At 44.6% G+C, this 15,939-nt stretch carries 15 protein-coding genes; all 15 read left to right on the top strand.

Annotated features, from left to right (window positions below; all coding sequences use genetic code 11):
* Nucleotides 1-26 precede the first annotated feature (26 nt).
* The 15 genes from C2756_RS06555 (at nucleotide 27) to C2756_RS06485 (ending at nucleotide 15,918) form a co-directional block, all read left to right on the top strand.
* Nucleotides 27-851, top strand: coding sequence for a tripartite tricarboxylate transporter substrate binding protein (locus C2756_RS06555; RefSeq protein WP_251370106.1), 825 nt, complete (start codon nucleotides 27-29; stop codon nucleotides 849-851).
* Nucleotides 852-872: 21 nt separating this feature from the next.
* Nucleotides 873-1,538, top strand: coding sequence for an RraA family protein (locus C2756_RS06550; protein WP_215294872.1), 666 nt, complete (start codon nucleotides 873-875; stop codon nucleotides 1,536-1,538).
* Nucleotides 1,535-2,485 carry a tripartite tricarboxylate transporter substrate binding protein gene (locus C2756_RS06545; protein WP_215318158.1) on the top strand — a complete coding sequence of 317 codons (951 nt, stop codon included), beginning with the start codon at nucleotides 1,535-1,537 and terminating at the stop codon, nucleotides 2,483-2,485. The genes C2756_RS06550 and C2756_RS06545 overlap by 4 nt, the downstream gene beginning before the upstream one ends.
* Before the next feature lie 5 nt (nucleotides 2,486-2,490).
* On the top strand, nucleotides 2,491-3,456 hold the full coding sequence (locus C2756_RS06540) for a tripartite tricarboxylate transporter substrate binding protein (RefSeq protein WP_251372006.1): 966 nt from the start codon (nucleotides 2,491-2,493) through the stop codon (nucleotides 3,454-3,456).
* Between the two features lie 125 nt (nucleotides 3,457-3,581).
* Nucleotides 3,582-4,250 (top strand): transporter substrate-binding domain-containing protein, encoded by a 669-nt coding sequence (locus C2756_RS06535; protein WP_215318155.1) that lies wholly within the window; start codon nucleotides 3,582-3,584, stop codon nucleotides 4,248-4,250.
* Between the two features lie 31 nt (nucleotides 4,251-4,281).
* The gene (locus tag C2756_RS06530) at nucleotides 4,282-5,301 is read left to right on the top strand and encodes an amidohydrolase family protein (protein ID WP_215318153.1); all 1,020 of its coding nucleotides are present in this window, start codon (nucleotides 4,282-4,284) and stop codon (nucleotides 5,299-5,301) included.
* 8 nt (nucleotides 5,302-5,309) lie between these two features.
* Nucleotides 5,310-5,990, top strand: a complete 681-nt coding sequence (locus C2756_RS06525; protein WP_215318151.1) for an RraA family protein — start codon at nucleotides 5,310-5,312, stop codon at nucleotides 5,988-5,990.
* A gap of 1 nt (nucleotide 5,991) precedes the next feature.
* Nucleotides 5,992-6,975 carry a tripartite tricarboxylate transporter substrate binding protein gene (locus C2756_RS06520; RefSeq protein WP_215318149.1) on the top strand — a complete coding sequence of 328 codons (984 nt, stop codon included), beginning with the start codon at nucleotides 5,992-5,994 and terminating at the stop codon, nucleotides 6,973-6,975.
* 82 nt (nucleotides 6,976-7,057) lie between these two features.
* The gene (locus C2756_RS06515; protein WP_215318147.1) at nucleotides 7,058-7,918 is read left to right on the top strand and encodes an AraC family transcriptional regulator; all 861 of its coding nucleotides are present in this window, start codon (nucleotides 7,058-7,060) and stop codon (nucleotides 7,916-7,918) included.
* A 126-nt stretch (nucleotides 7,919-8,044) separates the two neighbouring features.
* A complete protein-coding gene (locus C2756_RS06510; protein WP_251372005.1) occupies nucleotides 8,045-11,029 on the top strand; it encodes a molybdopterin cofactor-binding domain-containing protein in 2,985 nt (994 codons plus the stop codon).
* A complete protein-coding gene (locus C2756_RS06505; protein ID WP_215318145.1) occupies nucleotides 11,026-11,865 on the top strand; it encodes a xanthine dehydrogenase family protein subunit M in 840 nt (279 codons plus the stop codon). The genes C2756_RS06510 and C2756_RS06505 overlap by 4 nt, the downstream gene beginning before the upstream one ends.
* Nucleotides 11,862-12,356 carry a (2Fe-2S)-binding protein gene (locus tag C2756_RS06500; RefSeq protein WP_215318139.1) on the top strand — a complete coding sequence of 165 codons (495 nt, stop codon included), beginning with the start codon at nucleotides 11,862-11,864 and terminating at the stop codon, nucleotides 12,354-12,356. The genes C2756_RS06505 and C2756_RS06500 overlap by 4 nt, the downstream gene beginning before the upstream one ends.
* Nucleotides 12,349-13,884 carry an AMP-binding protein gene (locus C2756_RS06495; RefSeq protein ID WP_215318137.1) on the top strand — a complete coding sequence of 512 codons (1,536 nt, stop codon included), beginning with the start codon at nucleotides 12,349-12,351 and terminating at the stop codon, nucleotides 13,882-13,884. Before C2756_RS06500 ends, C2756_RS06495 begins: the two co-directional genes overlap by 8 nt.
* Before the next feature lie 21 nt (nucleotides 13,885-13,905).
* Nucleotides 13,906-14,715 carry an enoyl-CoA hydratase/isomerase family protein gene (locus C2756_RS06490; protein ID WP_215318136.1) on the top strand — a complete coding sequence of 270 codons (810 nt, stop codon included), beginning with the start codon at nucleotides 13,906-13,908 and terminating at the stop codon, nucleotides 14,713-14,715.
* 18 nt (nucleotides 14,716-14,733) lie between these two features.
* Complete coding sequence (locus tag C2756_RS06485) at nucleotides 14,734-15,918, top strand: ABC transporter substrate-binding protein (RefSeq protein ID WP_251372004.1); 1,185 nt, start codon at nucleotides 14,734-14,736, stop codon at nucleotides 15,916-15,918.
* Nucleotides 15,919-15,939: the final 21 nt, after the last annotated feature.

Genomic DNA, 15,939 nt, shown 5'->3' with positions numbered 1-15,939 from the left:
GGGGGACAACTGACATCTTGGCAAGAATGCTTGCGCCAGGAATTGCTAAACAGCTCGGGACAAATGTCATAGTCGAAAACAAAGGTGGAGCTAGTAGCAATATTGGAACAGAGTATGTGGCGAATTCAGCCTCAGATGGTTGTACTTTATTGCTTGGAAATAATACTGGGGTAGTCATTAATCAGAATTTATATAAGTTAAGGATCAATCCTTCCAAGGATTTGGCAGCAGTTGCAGAAGTAGCATCAGTACCTTTGGTTCTCTATGTGAATGCTTCGGTACCTGCAAATACTCTTGGTGAACTGGTGGAGCTGATTAAAAATAATCCAGGTAAATACAGCTATGCATCTGGTGGGAGCGGTAGTCCACAACATTTGATGGCAGAAATGCTCAAACTTGAAAAACAATTGGATTTGACGCACATACCCTACAGAGGGCAGGGGCCAGCAATGGCTGATGTACTTGCTGGACAAGTGCCGATTGCCTTTGAGACAACCACCACGATTGCTGCACAGATATCATCCGGGCGCATCCGGGTATTGGCAACAACGGGAGCTGTTAGGCCAAAGAACTTTCCTAACGTACCCACCATGAAAGAGCTTGGCTACAGCAGCTTTGTGATTGAAAATTGGTACGGTGTGTTTGTGGCAGCTAAAACGCCATCCGTTTTAATTTCAAGATTGAATAAAGCAATTAACGCGACAATGAAAGAGCCGGAAGTAGCAGCCAGTCTTAATAAGATGGGTTCTAGTGATGTGGCGGGTACGCCAGAACAATTTACACAATTTATTAACAGAGAGATTCCTTACTGGGAGTCTTTGGTGAAGCGCACAGGCGCAACAGTCGATTAAACACTTTACAAGGAATGCAACATGAATAATGGTTATGAAATTCGCCCTAGAAAAGAAGCCTTTAAAGAGGGGATCGTAGCCCTAACAGGATTGGCAACTTCTGTTGTTAGTGATGTATTGGGTAGGACGATTGGCGCAGTCAATATATTGCCTGTAAACAAGTCGCCAGTTTCTGTATGTGGCAATGCTGTCACAGTAAGTGTGCGGTCTGGTGATAACTTGATGATTCACAAAGCCTTACAAATACTTCAACCTAGTGATGTATTGGTGGTTGATGGGGGTGGCGATGTCTCCCGCGCTTTGTTTGGTGAAATCATGATGACGGTTGCCAAATCAAGAGGGGCTATTGGTGTAGTCTTTGATGCTGCGATTCGGGATGTGGAAGCCTTTGAGAAACATCATTTTCCATGTTGGGCACGTGGTGTCAATATGCGGGGCCCTTACAAGGATGGTCCCGGCAGTATCAACGTCCCAGTGTCGATCGGGGGGATGGTTGTTCATCCTGGTGATGTGATTTTGGGTGATGGCGATGGAATTATTGCCTTAGCTCCTGAGTTGGTGCTTGAGGCCGCTCGCTTGGGTAAGGAAAAAGAGACTATTGAGCGTAAAACAATCCAATCGATTCATGATGGCAAATATGATGATGCTTGGGTGGATGCCAGCTTAAAACAAAAAGGCGTCTTATGAAGCTTCGCTTTATTTTTGCAAGTCTATTAACTGCAGTGTCGCTCAATTCATTAGCCGCATATCCCGATAAATCGATTAAATTTCTCGTGCCTTGGCCGCCGGGTGGTGCAACTGATCAAGTTGCGCGCATTCTTGCATTACCTCTGACCAAGGAGCTCGGTGTTTCAGTATTTGTTGAGAATAAAGGTGGGGCAGGTGGCAATATAGGAACTCAAGCTTTTCTGCAAGATAAAGCTGATGGCTACTCAATGTTGATGGCAACAAGCTCAACGAATGCGGCAGGTCCCCACTTATTCTCTAACCAAGGATTTGACGCTGCCAAAGACTTCACTCCAGTAGTATTGGTATGCACTATTCCCAATATCATGGTTGTACCTGAAGCATCTCCTTGGAATGGCATGAAAGATCTCATCTCTGATGCTAAGCAAAACCCGGGGAAGTTTACTTATGGCTCTGCCGGTATTGGCGCGTCTCAACATTTAGCGGGTGCACAATTTAAAACGGTCACTGGTCTAGATATACGCCATGTCCCCTATAAGGGTAGCGGTCCAGCTGCGATAGATTTGATGGCTGGACATATCGATATGATGCTTGATACAGGTTCATTGAATAATATCAAAGCTGGCAAGTTAAAAGCCCTTGGTGTTGCTGCTGATAAACGCATCCCTGAATTGCCGAATGTACCCACCATGAAAGAGGCTGGGGTACCGATGGTTGCCAATGCTTGGTATGGTGTGATGTTGCCTGCTGGCGCGCCTAAAGATGTTACAGAAAAACTCAATGCAGCATTTAATAAAGTCTTAAAAGATCCTGAAGTGCGGAAAAGTCTTCAAGGAATTGGTGCCCAGGTAGATGGTGGCTCAGTAGCAGAATTTACAAAGTTCTCACAGTCTGAGATTAAGCGTTACGAAGGAATTGTGAAAATGTCGGGGGCTCCTAAAGAGTAATGTCTATGAGAAAAATCATTCTCAGCTTTTTCGCTGTAAGCAATCTGCTGTTTGCTAGCAATCTGCTAGCTCAGGACTACCCCAATAAGCCCATCAAGGTTTTAGTTGGATATGCTCCTGGAGGTGCCGTTGATTTAGTTGCTAGAACTCTAGGACAAAATTTGTCAGCTTCCATGGGGCAATCGATCGTTATCGAAAATAAACCTGGTGCTGGCACTAATATCGCTGTTAAGCAATTGATTGATAGTCCAGCTGATGGCTATACCTTGATGGTTGCTGCCAATGCTTTGGCAGCTAATATGTCCTTGTATAAGCCACAACCCTTTGATATCGATAAAGACATTACGCCAATTGCCATGATCGGACGTGTGCCCGTAGTCATTGCCACTTCTGCTGATAGTAAGTATCAAAAAATATCTGATTTGATTAAGGCTGCAAAAGCGAATCCAGATTTCATTACGTACGGAACACCAGGTAATGGCGCAACACCTCATATGGCTATGAAATTTTTCGAGCAAGCCGCTGGAATTTCTTTAAAGCACGTGCCCTATAAAGGTGGCGCTCCTGCGATTACTGATTTGATTGGGGGTCAATTGGATTTGGTTGCGGTCAATATGTTGGAAGTGGCTCCTCATGTGAAAAGTGGCAAACTCAAGATTGTTGCTGTCATGAGTGCAAAGCGTTCCCCATTATTTCCGGAGATACCTACGGTGGCAGAATCGGGTTTCCCAGGTTTTGAAGCTTCCGTTTGGTACAGCTTAATTGCGCCCGCTAAGACTCCAGCCAGTATTGTGAAGACGCTCCATAGCCAAGTGGAAAAAGCATTGCAATCTAGAGAGATGACAGAGCGATTAGGTTCTGTTGGAGGAGAGGTCAGCCCAGGAACCACTGCTCATTTGACTGCTTATTTAAATTCAGAACGAAAGCGATACGAAAAATTGGTACGTGAAGCTAATATTCAGCCAGATTAATTCAGGGTCAAATAATGAAATTTGGGCGAAGTTGCAGGCTGATTCTCTCATCACTGTTTTGCTTGGTGCTGCTTGCTTGCGCTTCATCGCCCAAGGACATCCTTGCGCCGCAGGGAAGTCTGCGAATGGGCTTATATAAAGGCTCGCCAACCTCGATTCTGCCAGCCAATAGTTCGAATCAGGTCCGAGGTATTGGCTATGAGTTGGGGCAGAGTCTCGCTACTCAATTAGGTGTCAATTACACCCCGGTGGTGTTTGAGAAGAATGCGGATGTTCTTTTGGCTGTAAAAAATAATGAGCTAGATTTGGTCTTCACGAATGCTAGCCAAGATCGTGCCAAATATATTCAGTTTTCCAAAACAGTCGTTCGGATTGAGAAAGGGTATTTGGTGAGTCCCCACAGTAGTATCCGCTCTCTAGCAGATATCAATCGCTCGAACATCAACATTGGCTTCAGTGTGGGAAGCAATTCTCAAGCGGAGCTCCCATCACTGATTCCTAATGCCAGTTTGGTGCAGACAAGCTCAACTACACAGGCAATTGAATGGTTAAAAAACGGGAAGATTGATGGTTTCTCTACCAATAAAGCAATTCTATTTGAAATAGCTTCCTCTGTTCCGGGGTCAAGAGTATTGCCCGATGTTATCGGATATGAAAACCTAGCCTTGGGCACACCATTGGCACGTCAAGAAACTGCTCAATACTTGAATCATTTTATAGATCAAATGATCTCTACTGGTAGGCTCAATTTATTTATTCAACAGTCAGGCATTCAAGGCTTGGCTCCGAACTAACGACCCGTTACTCTACAAAGGGAAGCAATAAATGATTATTGATTGTCATGGCCACTACACTACGGCACCAAAAGCATTAAAGGCTTGGCGAGATGCCCAAGTCGCTAATTTAAGTACACCGCATTTGGGTCCCAAGGTATCTGATTTAAAAATAAGTGATGATGAAATTAGGGAGTCTATCGAAGAAAATCAACTCGCTCGAATGCGAGAGCGGGGCATTGATGTCACAATCTTCTCACCCCAAGCGAGCTTTATGACTCACCATATTGGTGACTTTAATACCTCGGCAACATGGGCAGCCCTTTGCAATGAACTTTGTTATCGAGTGACGCAGCTTTTCCCGAAGCACTTTGTAGGTGCCGCAATGTTGCCGCAGTCGCCAGGAGTGGATATCAGTACTTGCTTGCCAGAGATGCGCAAGTGCGTTAATGAATATGGATTTGTGGGTATTAATCTCAATCCCGATCCTTCTGGGGGTCATTGGCGAGATCCGCCATTAAGTCACCCCTATTGGTATCCAATCTATCAAGAAATGATTGCCTTAGATATACCAGCAATGATTCATGTCAGTACCAGTTGTAACGATTGCTTTCACACCACTGGTGCACATTACTTGAATGCTGATACAACCGCTTTTATGCAATGCCTGACTTCAGATTTGTTCGCACAGTTTCCACAGTTGCGTTTCTTAATTCCCCATGGAGGTGGAGCGGTTCCCTATCACTGGGGACGCTTTCGAGGGCTGGCGAAAGATATGGATATCCCTGACATCAATCAAAAACTGCTAAATAATATTTATTTTGATACTTGTGTGTATCACCAGCCAGGGATCAACCTTCTTACTGAAGTCATCCCAGTCAAAAATATTCTATTTGCATCCGAAACATTTGGAGCCGTGAAAGATATTGATCCAGTTACCGGATTTTATTTTGACGATACCTGTCGTTACCTCAATGCGGTTGATGGCTTGAGCAATCAAGAGAAGGAAATGATTTTTGAAGGTAATGCACGTCAGGTATTTTCCAGAATCAATAACAGAATTCCAAAATAAGTGAGGATATGATGACATCCGAGGAGTTTGATCGGCTATACAGAGGACGGCTAGAAAAATTAGCAACCTCAAATTTAAGTGATGCAATGGATAAGTTGGGAATTGCAGCTGCGGTAATTGGCATTGTTCCTCAATGGGGTAAGACCAAAGTAATCGGTAGGGCAATTACGATCCGTATGATTTCTGCAGGTGCTGCACAAAGTAAGGCGCATCTCGGGGTTGATGCCATCTTTTCGGCATCGCCTGGGGATGTCATTGTGATTGACAACCGTGGGGATCTGAACAACAACTGCTGGGGTGAGATTCTCTCAATGGGAGCGCTGCAAAAAAAGATCTCTGGTGTAGTAGTGGATGGCGCAGTCCGTGATGTCGATAAGTGTGAAGAATTTGGCTTTCCGGTTCATGCCCGAGGTACGGTTCCGATTACTGCCCGAGGTCGCATTGTTCAAGAGGCTTGGAATATCCCCATTAGAGTTGGAAACATATCTGTTTTACCGGGTGACGTGATTGTGGCGGATGTTAATGGCCTCGTAGCAATCCCTGCAGCTAAGCTCAATACTGTATTAGATGAGGCGGATGCTATTGCCATGAAAGAGTTGGCAATGGTCGAAGCATTAAGATCAGGGCAGTCGATTATCGAAGTTGATCAGCAATTTAATTATGAACAGATGTTAAAAAGTGAGACTTGATATGAACACTATATATATTGCTAAAAGAAACTTAATACAAATTGTTGGCTTGATCTGCTTTGGATTCAGCGCCCCTTTAGCCTATGCCCAGTATCCATGCCCTGTGATCAAAATCATTTCTCCTTATCCGCCAGGAGGAGCCAGTGACGTTCTCGCAAGAATGTTAGTTCCTGGACTGTCTAAACAATTAAACGTCAGTGTGATTGTGGAAAATAAAACTGGTGCTAGCGGCAACATTGGCACTGAGTTTGTGAGTAGTGCTACTGGCGATGGCTGTACTCTATTACTGGGAAATAGCACTGGTGTTGTTATTAATCGGAATTTATATAAACTGCGTAATGACCCGATTGTGAGCTTAAGACCTGTAGCCGAGGTAGCTGCCGTGCCTATGGTTTTGTATGTCAATTCTTCTGTGTCTGCTAATTCAGTTTCTGAGCTGATTGCTTTGATTAAAAAGGAACCGGGTAAATACAGCTTTGCATCTCCTGGTAGCGGGAGTACTCACCATCTCTTAGGTGAGTTGCTTAAGCTTGAGCAAAAGCTGGATATGACGCACATTCCCTATAGAGGATCTGGACCGGCCATTGCCGACGTCTTGGCTGGACAGGTGCCAATGGCATTTGAGTCAACGGGAGCCATGGTTCCTCATCTTAATAGTGGCAAGGTTAGGGCTCTTGCAACGACTGGAGCGGTCAGGGCGAAAAACTTACCAGACGTACCTACAATGAAGGAGCTTGGGTACCCTAAATTTGTTGTTGAGAATTGGTACGGCATCTTTGTCCCAGCAAAAACGCCAACCCCTTTAGTCAATACCCTGAATAAAGAAATCAATAAAGTATTAGCTTCAGCGGAGGTGGCGGAAAGCCTTTCTAAAATGGGCTCTTTGAACGGTGAGCAAACTCCCGAGCAATTTGCCGCATTCATTAAGAAGGAAATTCCTTACTGGGAGCTTCTGGTTAAGCAGTCTGGGGCTACTGCTGAATAAAGATCCTTTAAATCTAGTTCTTTTGCGCTGCAATAAAAGTGGGCTCTCTCTGAATATCCTGGTCTGTGAGATGATTTGAAACATGTCTAAGGTAATTCGACTTCTTCACGGTGAGTTTGGTCGCGTGGCGCTTCTGGAAATGGATGCGCCTCTGGTAACCCATGCACATCATCATTGCCATATTTTGTGCAAAGTGGGCGGTCCAGATACTGCTTTTCAGGTGAGGGGAAAAAATTGTCCTCTAACTGACAATAACGCAGTATTAATTAATGCCTGGGAAGAGCATTCCTATCTCCATCTCCCAGTGGGTGGAAGTAATCCGGTTCTGTTGGCCCTTTATCTGGAGCCAAAGTGGTTGGCCTCCTTTAGTAAAAAATTCTTGGCAAGTAGTCACCCTCGTTTTTTTATGAGTAACCTTTCTACATTGGGCGCACATCAAAAACAAGCTTTAGAGAAGATTTCCATGGAGTTGTGGTGGTCAGATCAAATCACCCATGACCAGCTTGAATCTATGTTGCTAGAGTTAACGTTAAGCTTTATGGAGAACGCCGATGTGATTACTTCTGGGGATTTACGTAATACTGGTAATACCCTGGCCTTTATGGATCCTCGCATTCGTAAGGCGATTCACCTCATGCGAACGTCCCCGCAAGGCTTTACCGATATTTCAACCGTTGCCCAGAGCGTTAATCTATCAAGATCACATTTTTTCGAGCTGTTTCGGCGTTGTACTGGCTTGTCACCAGTAGTATTTGCCAATGTACTGAGAATGGAATTCGCATTTGATGCTCTTGCAGATAAGGATGAGAGCTTGATTCACATTGGCGATGAATTGGGATTTTCTGCTCAAGGCCATTTCACTCGTTTCTTTAAGCAGCATCAAGGGGTTACTCCAAGCCTCTATCGTCAGCAGGTTGAAAAGGCGCCAAAACTGGACTCCTAGGGTTTACCTGATGTACAAAATCAGACTCTAAGGTAAGTCGTAGGACTCTCGGGTAAGCATTCTATTCAAGGGCTTATTAAGCTTCCTTCAGCTTTTGTTGCTTCATATTTTGCTGAAAAGAAACCCTTGGAACAAACAACACATTATTTAGGAAAAGCCAGCCAGCGTGTAGAAGATTCTGCATTGCTAACTGGAGGTGGCCGCTTTCTCGATGACCTTCCTTTGCCGGTCGGTACGTTGTACGCAGCTATCGTGCGATCTCCAATTGCACATGGAAAGATCTTATCTATTGATGTATCTCCTGCGTTGAAGATTAAGGGGGTGCGTGGAGTTTTGACTATTGATGATGTGCAAGCATGGTCTAACCCTTTAGTGGTTGCTGTCAAATCGCCAATGCGCCTATGGGTTTTAGCTCATGAGTTTGTGCGCTATGTGGGTGAACCAATTGCAATCGTCATTGCAGAATCTAGAGCCCTTGCAGAAGACGGCGCTGAAGGAGTTGTCCTCAATATCCAGCCACTACCAGCAGTAGTTAATGTAGATGAGGCTCTCAAAAGTGACTCCGTCATTTTGCATAAAGATATTGTAAATAATTGCGTCTCAGATCGTTCATTTTCATATGGCGATCCGGATAGCGCTTTTCAGGCTGCATCAAAAGTTATTGAGGTTGATATTCGTTACCCTCGCAACTCTTGCACTCCACTAGAGACTGGTGGTGTGGTGGCTCAGTGGCGTCCAGCAGATGGAAGTTATGAGGTAACTTCAAATTTTATGGGACCCTTTTCACTCCACGTAGTGATGGCAGCCGCTCTGAAGGTGCCGGGAACAAAATTGCGCCATCATGTCCCCCCTGATTCGGGTGGAAGTTTCGGCGTCAAACAATCAGTCCTTCCATACGTCATTCTTTGCTGCCTAGCATCTCGCAAGGTAGGTGCTCCAGTGAAGTTTATTGAAGATCGACTCGAACATTTGCAGGCTGCCACCTCAGCAACATCAAGGCATACTCATCTGCGAGCCGCTGTAGATGCTAATGGAAAAATATTAGCCTTAGATTATGACCAGATTGAGGATTGTGGTGCTTATCTACGCGCTCCAGAGCCTGCAACGCTTTATCGTATGCACGGCTGTGTAACTGGCCCATATCAGATTAGCAATTTAAAAATTCGTAATCGCGTAGTGCTAATTAATAAGACGCCAACTGGATTGGTTCGTGGTTTTGGTGGCCCGCAAGTATATTTTGCGCTTGAACGTTTAGTACATAAGATTGCAAAGCAGTTGGGCAAAACTCATCAAGAAATCGCTTCATTAAATTATGTGCAAAAAGATCAATTTCCATATCGAGCAGCAGCCGGTGCGCTATTGGATTCCGGAGATTATCAAAAAGCTCTCGACACTCTTCAAGCTTCGCCAGAATTCAAAAGGCTTCTAAGTCGCAGGGAACAGGCTCGCAAAGAAGGGCGTATGTATGGTATTGGCATTGCGTCTATCGTAGAGCCATCGGTATCCAATATGGGGTACATCACTACAGTGTTAACGCCTGAGCAGAGAGTAAAGGCAGGACCAAAAAATGGTGCCATTACTTCAGCAACAGTGAGTGTAGATCCTTCTGGAAGTATCTCCGCTAATATTGCTTCTGCACCTGCTGGGCAGGGCCATCAAACGGTCATAGCCCAATTACTGGCTGATGTATTTGGAGTCTCTCCATCCCAAATCCAAGTCAATGTTGATTTTGATACTGCAAAAGATGCCTGGTCTATTGCAGCTGGTAATTATTCGAGCCGGTTTGCTGGGGCAGTTGCGGGAACCGTTTTTTTGGCGGCAGAAAAACTGAAAGTACGGATTGCGGCTTACGCTGCACACGTTCTCAAGGTCAAGCCTGATCAATTGATATTTGCCAATGGCCATATCTCAGTCATTGGTCGAGAAAATGATGCAATTCCATTTACCAGAATCTGTGGGAATTTTCATTGGTCTCCTGGCTTAGTTCAGGAGGCACTTGGTAAAGATGTTTTACTAGCACTTCAAGAAACTGAGTTCTGGAGTGCTGATGTATTGCAGGCGCCTGATGAACATGATCGCATTAATACATCTGCTGCCTATGGATTTGCTTTGGATGCTTGTGGCATTGAGATCGATCCGATTAGTTGCTCACCTAAAATTGATGGATATATTTCAGTTCATGATGCTGGAAAAATTCTCAATCCAGCGCTCGCAGACGGCCAAGTTTATGGGGCATTTGCGCAGGCTGTTGGGGCAGCCCTTTTAGAAGAGTTTGTCTACAGCAGTGATGGTAATTTCTTATCAGGTACATTTGCAGACTATCGTTTGCCTACTGCGAGTGATATTGTTGCCCCAAAAATTTACCACCAAGAATCGCCTAGTCCGTTTACACCACTAGGATCTAAGGGAATCGGCGAGGGAAATAGCATGAGTACCCCAGTTTGCATAGCCAATGCAATCTCAGATGCTTTAGATATTGAAGATATCGTATTGCCTGCAACTCCTAGTCGCATCCATGCGCTTCTGGTATCAAAGGGTGATCTTCCACAAGATAGGATTGTCCTCAGAACCTCTTCCTTAGAAGCGAACTCTGATTACCCGCTAAAGGCTCAAGGTGAGGTAAAGCTGAATGTTGCACCAGATGAAATATTTAATGTCTTGCTGAACCGTACTCGTTTGCAAAAGGTGATACCAGGTTGCGAGTCCATTACTGAATCGGCTATTGCCGATGGTATACGTTTTGACTGTATTGCCGTGGTTCGAATTGGGGTGGCGAAAGCAAAATTTAATGCCCTTGTAGATATAACTAATATCAAAAAGCCTACCAGTTTTTCGCTTGGCGGAGAGGGTCGGGGTCCACTAGGGATGGCACTCGGTATGGGTCAGGTTGTACTGAGCAGTGAAGCTGGAATGACAATATTGAAGTATGACTACCAAGCGCAGGTTTCAGGTAAGTTAGCGGCTATTGGAAGCCGCCTACTGGAGGGGGCAATTCGCTTGGTGTTAGATCAGCTATTCCGAGCACTTGCAAAAGAAGCGGGCGCTAAACCGGAGAGATTTTTGTCATACGTACAAAATTTCTTCAGAAGTTTATTTGGAGTTCGTAAATGAAGCCGGCTCCTTTTCAAATGCACTTTGCGCAATCACAGGATGAAGTTCTCAAGCTTCTAGATCTGCACGGAGAGGACGCTCGGATTCTAGCTGGTGGACAAACCTTAGTGCCAGTATTGGCAATGCGAGTTGCCAATCCAAAGCATCTAATTGACATCAATCAAATTGAAGAGTTTAAGCGTTATCACGTTATTAACGGAGCTCTTCATGTGGGTGCTGGTGTGAGACAGTCAGAGCTAGAAGATTGGGGCGATCTTTCAGAGGTGCAGCCCTTATTGAAAATGATGTTTCCATGGATTGCACACACTCCGATCCGTAATCGTGGGACTATTTGTGGATCGATAGCTCATGCCGATCCTAGCGCTGAATTGGTATTGGCTCTAGCCACCCTGGGTGGTTCGGTCCATCTAGCAAGTAAGCAAAGAAAGCGAACCGTAAAAGCAAATGATTTTTTCTTGGGCGCTCTTCAGACGAATCGCCATTCTGATGAATTGATTACATCAGTTCAGTTTCCAATCAAGACCAATAGGGTTGGCTATGGATTCTCTGAGTTTGGCTATCGTCATGGGGACTTTGCCGTTGTAGCCGTAGCCTCGATCAAAGAGGGAAGTCATTGGACTGTCGGATTTGGTGGCATAGATGACACGGTTAAGGTTCATCGTTTTTCTGCTGATTCATTAGATGATGCATGCCAGGCAATCGATCAACTTGCTTCGACTCTTGAGGTTAGGGAGGATCCAACTGCAACGTCGGGTTTGCGCCGGCATCTCATGAGGACTTTAGGTAGAAGTTCATGTCAACAAGCTTTTGAATTTAGAAATGATGTGATGGTATGAAAGATCATTTAATCAAATTAACCTTAAATGGAATGACTCGTGAGGCTAGCTGTGACTCACGGACGACATTATTAGATTTCATTCGCCATGACCTTGGGGCTACAGGGACACATTCAGGATGTGAGCACGGAGTCTGTGGCGCCTGTACCGTGGAGGTGAATGGTCAAATTGTGCGCTCTTGCCTCATGTTTACATGCCAAGCAGAGGGTACAACCATTAAAACAGTTGAAGGTATTGCCAATAACGAGGGCATGTCTGATTTGCAAATTGCCTTTAGAAAGCATCATGCATTGCAGTGTGGCTTTTGTACTCCAGGATTTTTGATGTCTGCAGAAGATTTGCTAAGGAAAAATCCGCGTCCAACGGAGCAGGAGGTACGCGAAGGCTTGTCCGGTAATTTATGCCGTTGTACTGGATACGTGGGAATTGTTGAAGCTGTATTAGAGGTTGCATCATTCAGGGCGCAAGCAAATGGAGGTCAGCATGCTTGATCTAGGTAGAACATTTTTACAGGCAGTTGAGCGCGAGCCATCCAGGCTAGCAATAGTTGATGGTCAAAAGCGATATTCATATCGGGAATGGTCTCACCACATTGGCGCAATCCAACAGTTTTTTTATGAGCGGGGCTTAAGTCGAGGTGATCGAATTCTGACGATTTTGCAAAATCGCTATGAGGCAGCAACCATTCATTGGGCATGTCAAATGGCAGGAATAGCTATAGTCCCCTTGAACTGGAGATCGAAGTCTGAGGAGATTGATTATTGTGCTCAAAATGCTGATGTTAAGTTAGCATTTGTAGAAGAGATATCGCTAGAAAACTATCTAGAGTCTGAGACTAGCAAAGCAGTCCCAGTAATCTTATGTTCTGATCATAGTGCATCTTCACGCCATATTTATTTTGATCAGATTGTTCGTGCAGAAACAGATCCTCATGCAAATGGGCATACCGAAGATATTTCGGTCATGCTATATACATCCGGCACTACCGGTAAGCCCAAAGGCGTTCCCAGAAAGCAACGTGCAGAGCGGGCTGCAGGTATAGCCCACGTAGCACAAAACCAATACGCGATGGGCGAAGTAACTCTTGGTGTAATGCCGCTTTATCACACGATGGGAGTGCGCACCTTACTCTCATTATGTATTGTGAATGGAACCTATGTTGCTGTCCCACGTTGGGAAGTCGATAAGGCATTGGATTTTATTGAGTCTGAAGGGGTAACGCACCTATACTTAGTTCCAACGCTTTATCACGATATGTTGCAGTCTAAAAACTTTCATTCAAATCGAGTAAGGTCAGTTAGAAAGCTAGGATTCGCAGGAGCACCGATGCACGATGCGCTTTTATTAAAACTGAATGAATCCTTCAGGCCCTTATTATTTGTGAATCATTATGGTTCTAGTGAAATTTACACCTACACCATCAACCAGGATGCAGTAAAAAAACCAGGCTGTGCTGGCAAGGCAGGTCTAAACGCTCGCATCAGAGTAGTGAAATTAGATCAGGGCTCACAACAAACTAAGCCAACAGAGTTGGTCGTTTCTGGGGAGGAGGGTCAAATCATTTGCGACCTTTCTGGAGATGAAGCATTCGAGGGTTATTGGAAGCGTCCAGATGCTGATCAAAAGACGATCCGCGAGGGCTGGTACTTTACTGGTGATACTGGTTACTACGATGTTGATGGCGATTTATTTGTTACCGGTCGCGTCGATGACATGATTATTTCTGGCGGGGAAAATATTTCCCCCGTTGAGATTGAATCTATTTTATCGCTGCATCCATCAGTTGGAGAGGTCGCTGTAGCTGGCCTAAAAGATGAGCGTCTTGGACAAAAAGTAGTGGCATTTATCAGAGCCTCTGGTTCGGTAGATTCAGATGCATTGGATCAATATTGCCGTGGCTCGGATTTAATCAACTTCAAACGTCCACGTGAATATATTTTTGTAAAAGAGATTCCCAAGTCGCCAGTGGGAAAAGTATTGCGACGAATGTTAGTCGCTGGTGAATATGAAAGAGCGTAATTTTTTAACTAGAAAGACTGTATGGCAACTATTTTGAAGCATCCTTTTAGTAATATTCTAGATAACTTAGATGGTTTCTATGTGGAGATTGATGAGGCTCATCAAAGGGCTGATATTGTTCTCAAGAGACCGCCGTTTAACGTCATTCAAATGCCCCAACGAGATCAGCTACGGGCTACATTTGAAGCGCTTGACTCGGATAATCGTGTTCGCATTATCGTATTGCGAGCGGAAGGCGAGCATTTTTCTAGTGGTGGAGACATTAAGGGCTTTCTTGAGGCGACACCTGAACATGTTTCTAAATTAGCCTGGAATATTGCTGCGCCGGCTCGATGTACAAAACCAGTCATTGCTGCAAATCATGGTTATTGTTTTGGCGTCGGCTTTGAACTATCGCTTGCATGTGACTTCCGGATCGCTGCCGAATCTACTTTGTATGCTTTACCAGAGCAGAAATTAGGCCAAATTCCTGGTTCGGGTGGTTCTGCGCGCTTGCAAAAAATGGTCGGCATTACAAGAACTAAGGATATCGTTATGCGTTCTAGGCGCATCAAAGGACAACAAGCATATGAATGGGGCGTAGCTACAGAGTGTGTTCCAGATGCAGAACTCCCAAATGCAGTTGCCAATCTAGTGGAGGAATTACGGGCATTTTCTCCGATGGCACAAAGAACAGCAAAGAAGATGCTCAATGAAACTGAAGATTGTTTATTAACTACTGCAATCGAAGTTGAGGGCCATTGTTATAGCCGTCTACGTAATTCAGAAGATTTTAAAGAAGGGGTTGAAGCTTTTCATGGAAAGCGCCAGCCTAATTTTGTTGGGCGTTAATTTTTACAGGAGAGGTAAATGATGAAAAATCAATTTAAAACAAAGCAAATCGCTATTGCAGTCGCATTGAGTCTGGGCAGTTCTTTAGCTTTAGCTCAGTCTGGCCCTATTAAGATTGGGGTAGTCACGCCTTTGTCGGGAACTTATACGCCAATTGGTGAGCAGGTCAAGATGGGATTGGATTTAGCCGCCAAAGAAATTAATGCTGCAGGTGGTATTAATGGACGTAAGATTGATCTTATTTATGAAGACGAGGAAGCGAATCCAGCAGTTGCGACCCAAAAAGCAGAGAAGCTTTTTCAGGTAGAAAAGGTTGAGTTTCTAACGGGAACGGTTAATTCAGGATCAACTTTGGCAGTTGGACAGTTAGCCGAGCGAAATAATAAGCTGATAGCTACTACTGTTTCATTTGCTGATTCTATTACTGGTGATAAGTGCTCACCAAATGTATTTCGTGTGAATGCTCGTGCAGGTATGCAATCTGCTGCTTTGGCTGCATGGGTCGATAAAGAGATTCCAAAAGCTAATATTTTCTTCATTGGCCCTGACTATGAAATGGGACGTAGCACGGTTTCCGCCTTTAAAAAGGCTTCTACTGAAAAAGGTGCTAAAGATGTTGGCGAAGTGTTTGCCCCATTGGATAATAAGGACTACTCACCTTATTTTGGCCAAGTAAGATCTGCAAAGCCCAATGTGATTTATACCTCAGTAGCTGGCAATGACACTGTTCGCTTATTTACTCAGATGGATGAGTATGGAGTTAACAAGGGCGTGACGATTGTGGGCGCATCAGGTACTGTTACCTCACAAAATATGGGCGCCATTGGTAAGTCTGCAAATGGATTTGTAACCGGCGTTGGTTATTCCCCTAAATTAGATAATCCAGCAAATAAAAAGTTTGTAGCAGATTTCCAAAAGGCCTATAACAAGCTCCCAGATCTTTATGGTGCAGATTCCTATGGCCTCTTATATTTCTATAAGACTGCTGTAGAGAAGGCCAAGTCTACTGAGACCGATAAAGTGCGGGCGGCAATGAACGATCTCAGTTGGCAGACCCCTCAAGGTACAAAAAAGATGCGTGCGGGCGATCATCAGGCTATGCAGGATATGTTTGCAGTACGCGTAGAAAATGGTGAGTTCAATATCGTTGGACGTGTTCCCTCTGATCAGGCTATTGGCCCTGATGTTTGTACACGTTTTTAATGAATCAACGAATAACCCTGC

This window comes from Polynucleobacter sp. UB-Siik-W21 (assembly GCF_018687415.1).
Taxonomy (GTDB): domain Bacteria; phylum Pseudomonadota; class Gammaproteobacteria; order Burkholderiales; family Burkholderiaceae; genus Polynucleobacter.
Note: the sequence above shows the minus strand (reverse complement) of the source record. Positions and strands in the feature narration are given on the sequence as shown.

Bases quoted from the DNA above. Each gene is read 5' to 3' on its own strand.
- C2756_RS06555 (WP_251370106.1), top strand. From the start codon at position 27: ATGCTTGCGCCAGGAATTGCTAAACAGCTCGGGACAAATGTCATAGTC.
- C2756_RS06550 (WP_215294872.1), top strand. From the start codon at position 873: ATGAATAATGGTTATGAAATTCGCCCTAGAAAAGAAGCCTTTAAAGAG.
- C2756_RS06545 (WP_215318158.1), top strand. From the start codon at position 1,535: ATGAAGCTTCGCTTTATTTTTGCAAGTCTATTAACTGCAGTGTCGCTC.
- C2756_RS06540 (WP_251372006.1), top strand. From the start codon at position 2,491: ATGAGAAAAATCATTCTCAGCTTTTTCGCTGTAAGCAATCTGCTGTTT.
- C2756_RS06535 (WP_215318155.1), top strand. From the start codon at position 3,582: ATGGGCTTATATAAAGGCTCGCCAACCTCGATTCTGCCAGCCAATAGT.
- C2756_RS06530 (WP_215318153.1), top strand. From the start codon at position 4,282: ATGATTATTGATTGTCATGGCCACTACACTACGGCACCAAAAGCATTA.
- C2756_RS06525 (WP_215318151.1), top strand. From the start codon at position 5,310: ATGATGACATCCGAGGAGTTTGATCGGCTATACAGAGGACGGCTAGAA.
- C2756_RS06520 (WP_215318149.1), top strand. From the start codon at position 5,992: ATGAACACTATATATATTGCTAAAAGAAACTTAATACAAATTGTTGGC.
- C2756_RS06515 (WP_215318147.1), top strand. From the start codon at position 7,058: ATGTCTAAGGTAATTCGACTTCTTCACGGTGAGTTTGGTCGCGTGGCG.
- C2756_RS06505 (WP_215318145.1), top strand. From the start codon at position 11,026: ATGAAGCCGGCTCCTTTTCAAATGCACTTTGCGCAATCACAGGATGAA.
- C2756_RS06500 (WP_215318139.1), top strand. From the start codon at position 11,862: ATGAAAGATCATTTAATCAAATTAACCTTAAATGGAATGACTCGTGAG.
- C2756_RS06495 (WP_215318137.1), top strand. From the start codon at position 12,349: ATGCTTGATCTAGGTAGAACATTTTTACAGGCAGTTGAGCGCGAGCCA.
- C2756_RS06490 (WP_215318136.1), top strand. From the start codon at position 13,906: ATGGCAACTATTTTGAAGCATCCTTTTAGTAATATTCTAGATAACTTA.
- C2756_RS06485 (WP_251372004.1), top strand. From the start codon at position 14,734: ATGATGAAAAATCAATTTAAAACAAAGCAAATCGCTATTGCAGTCGCA.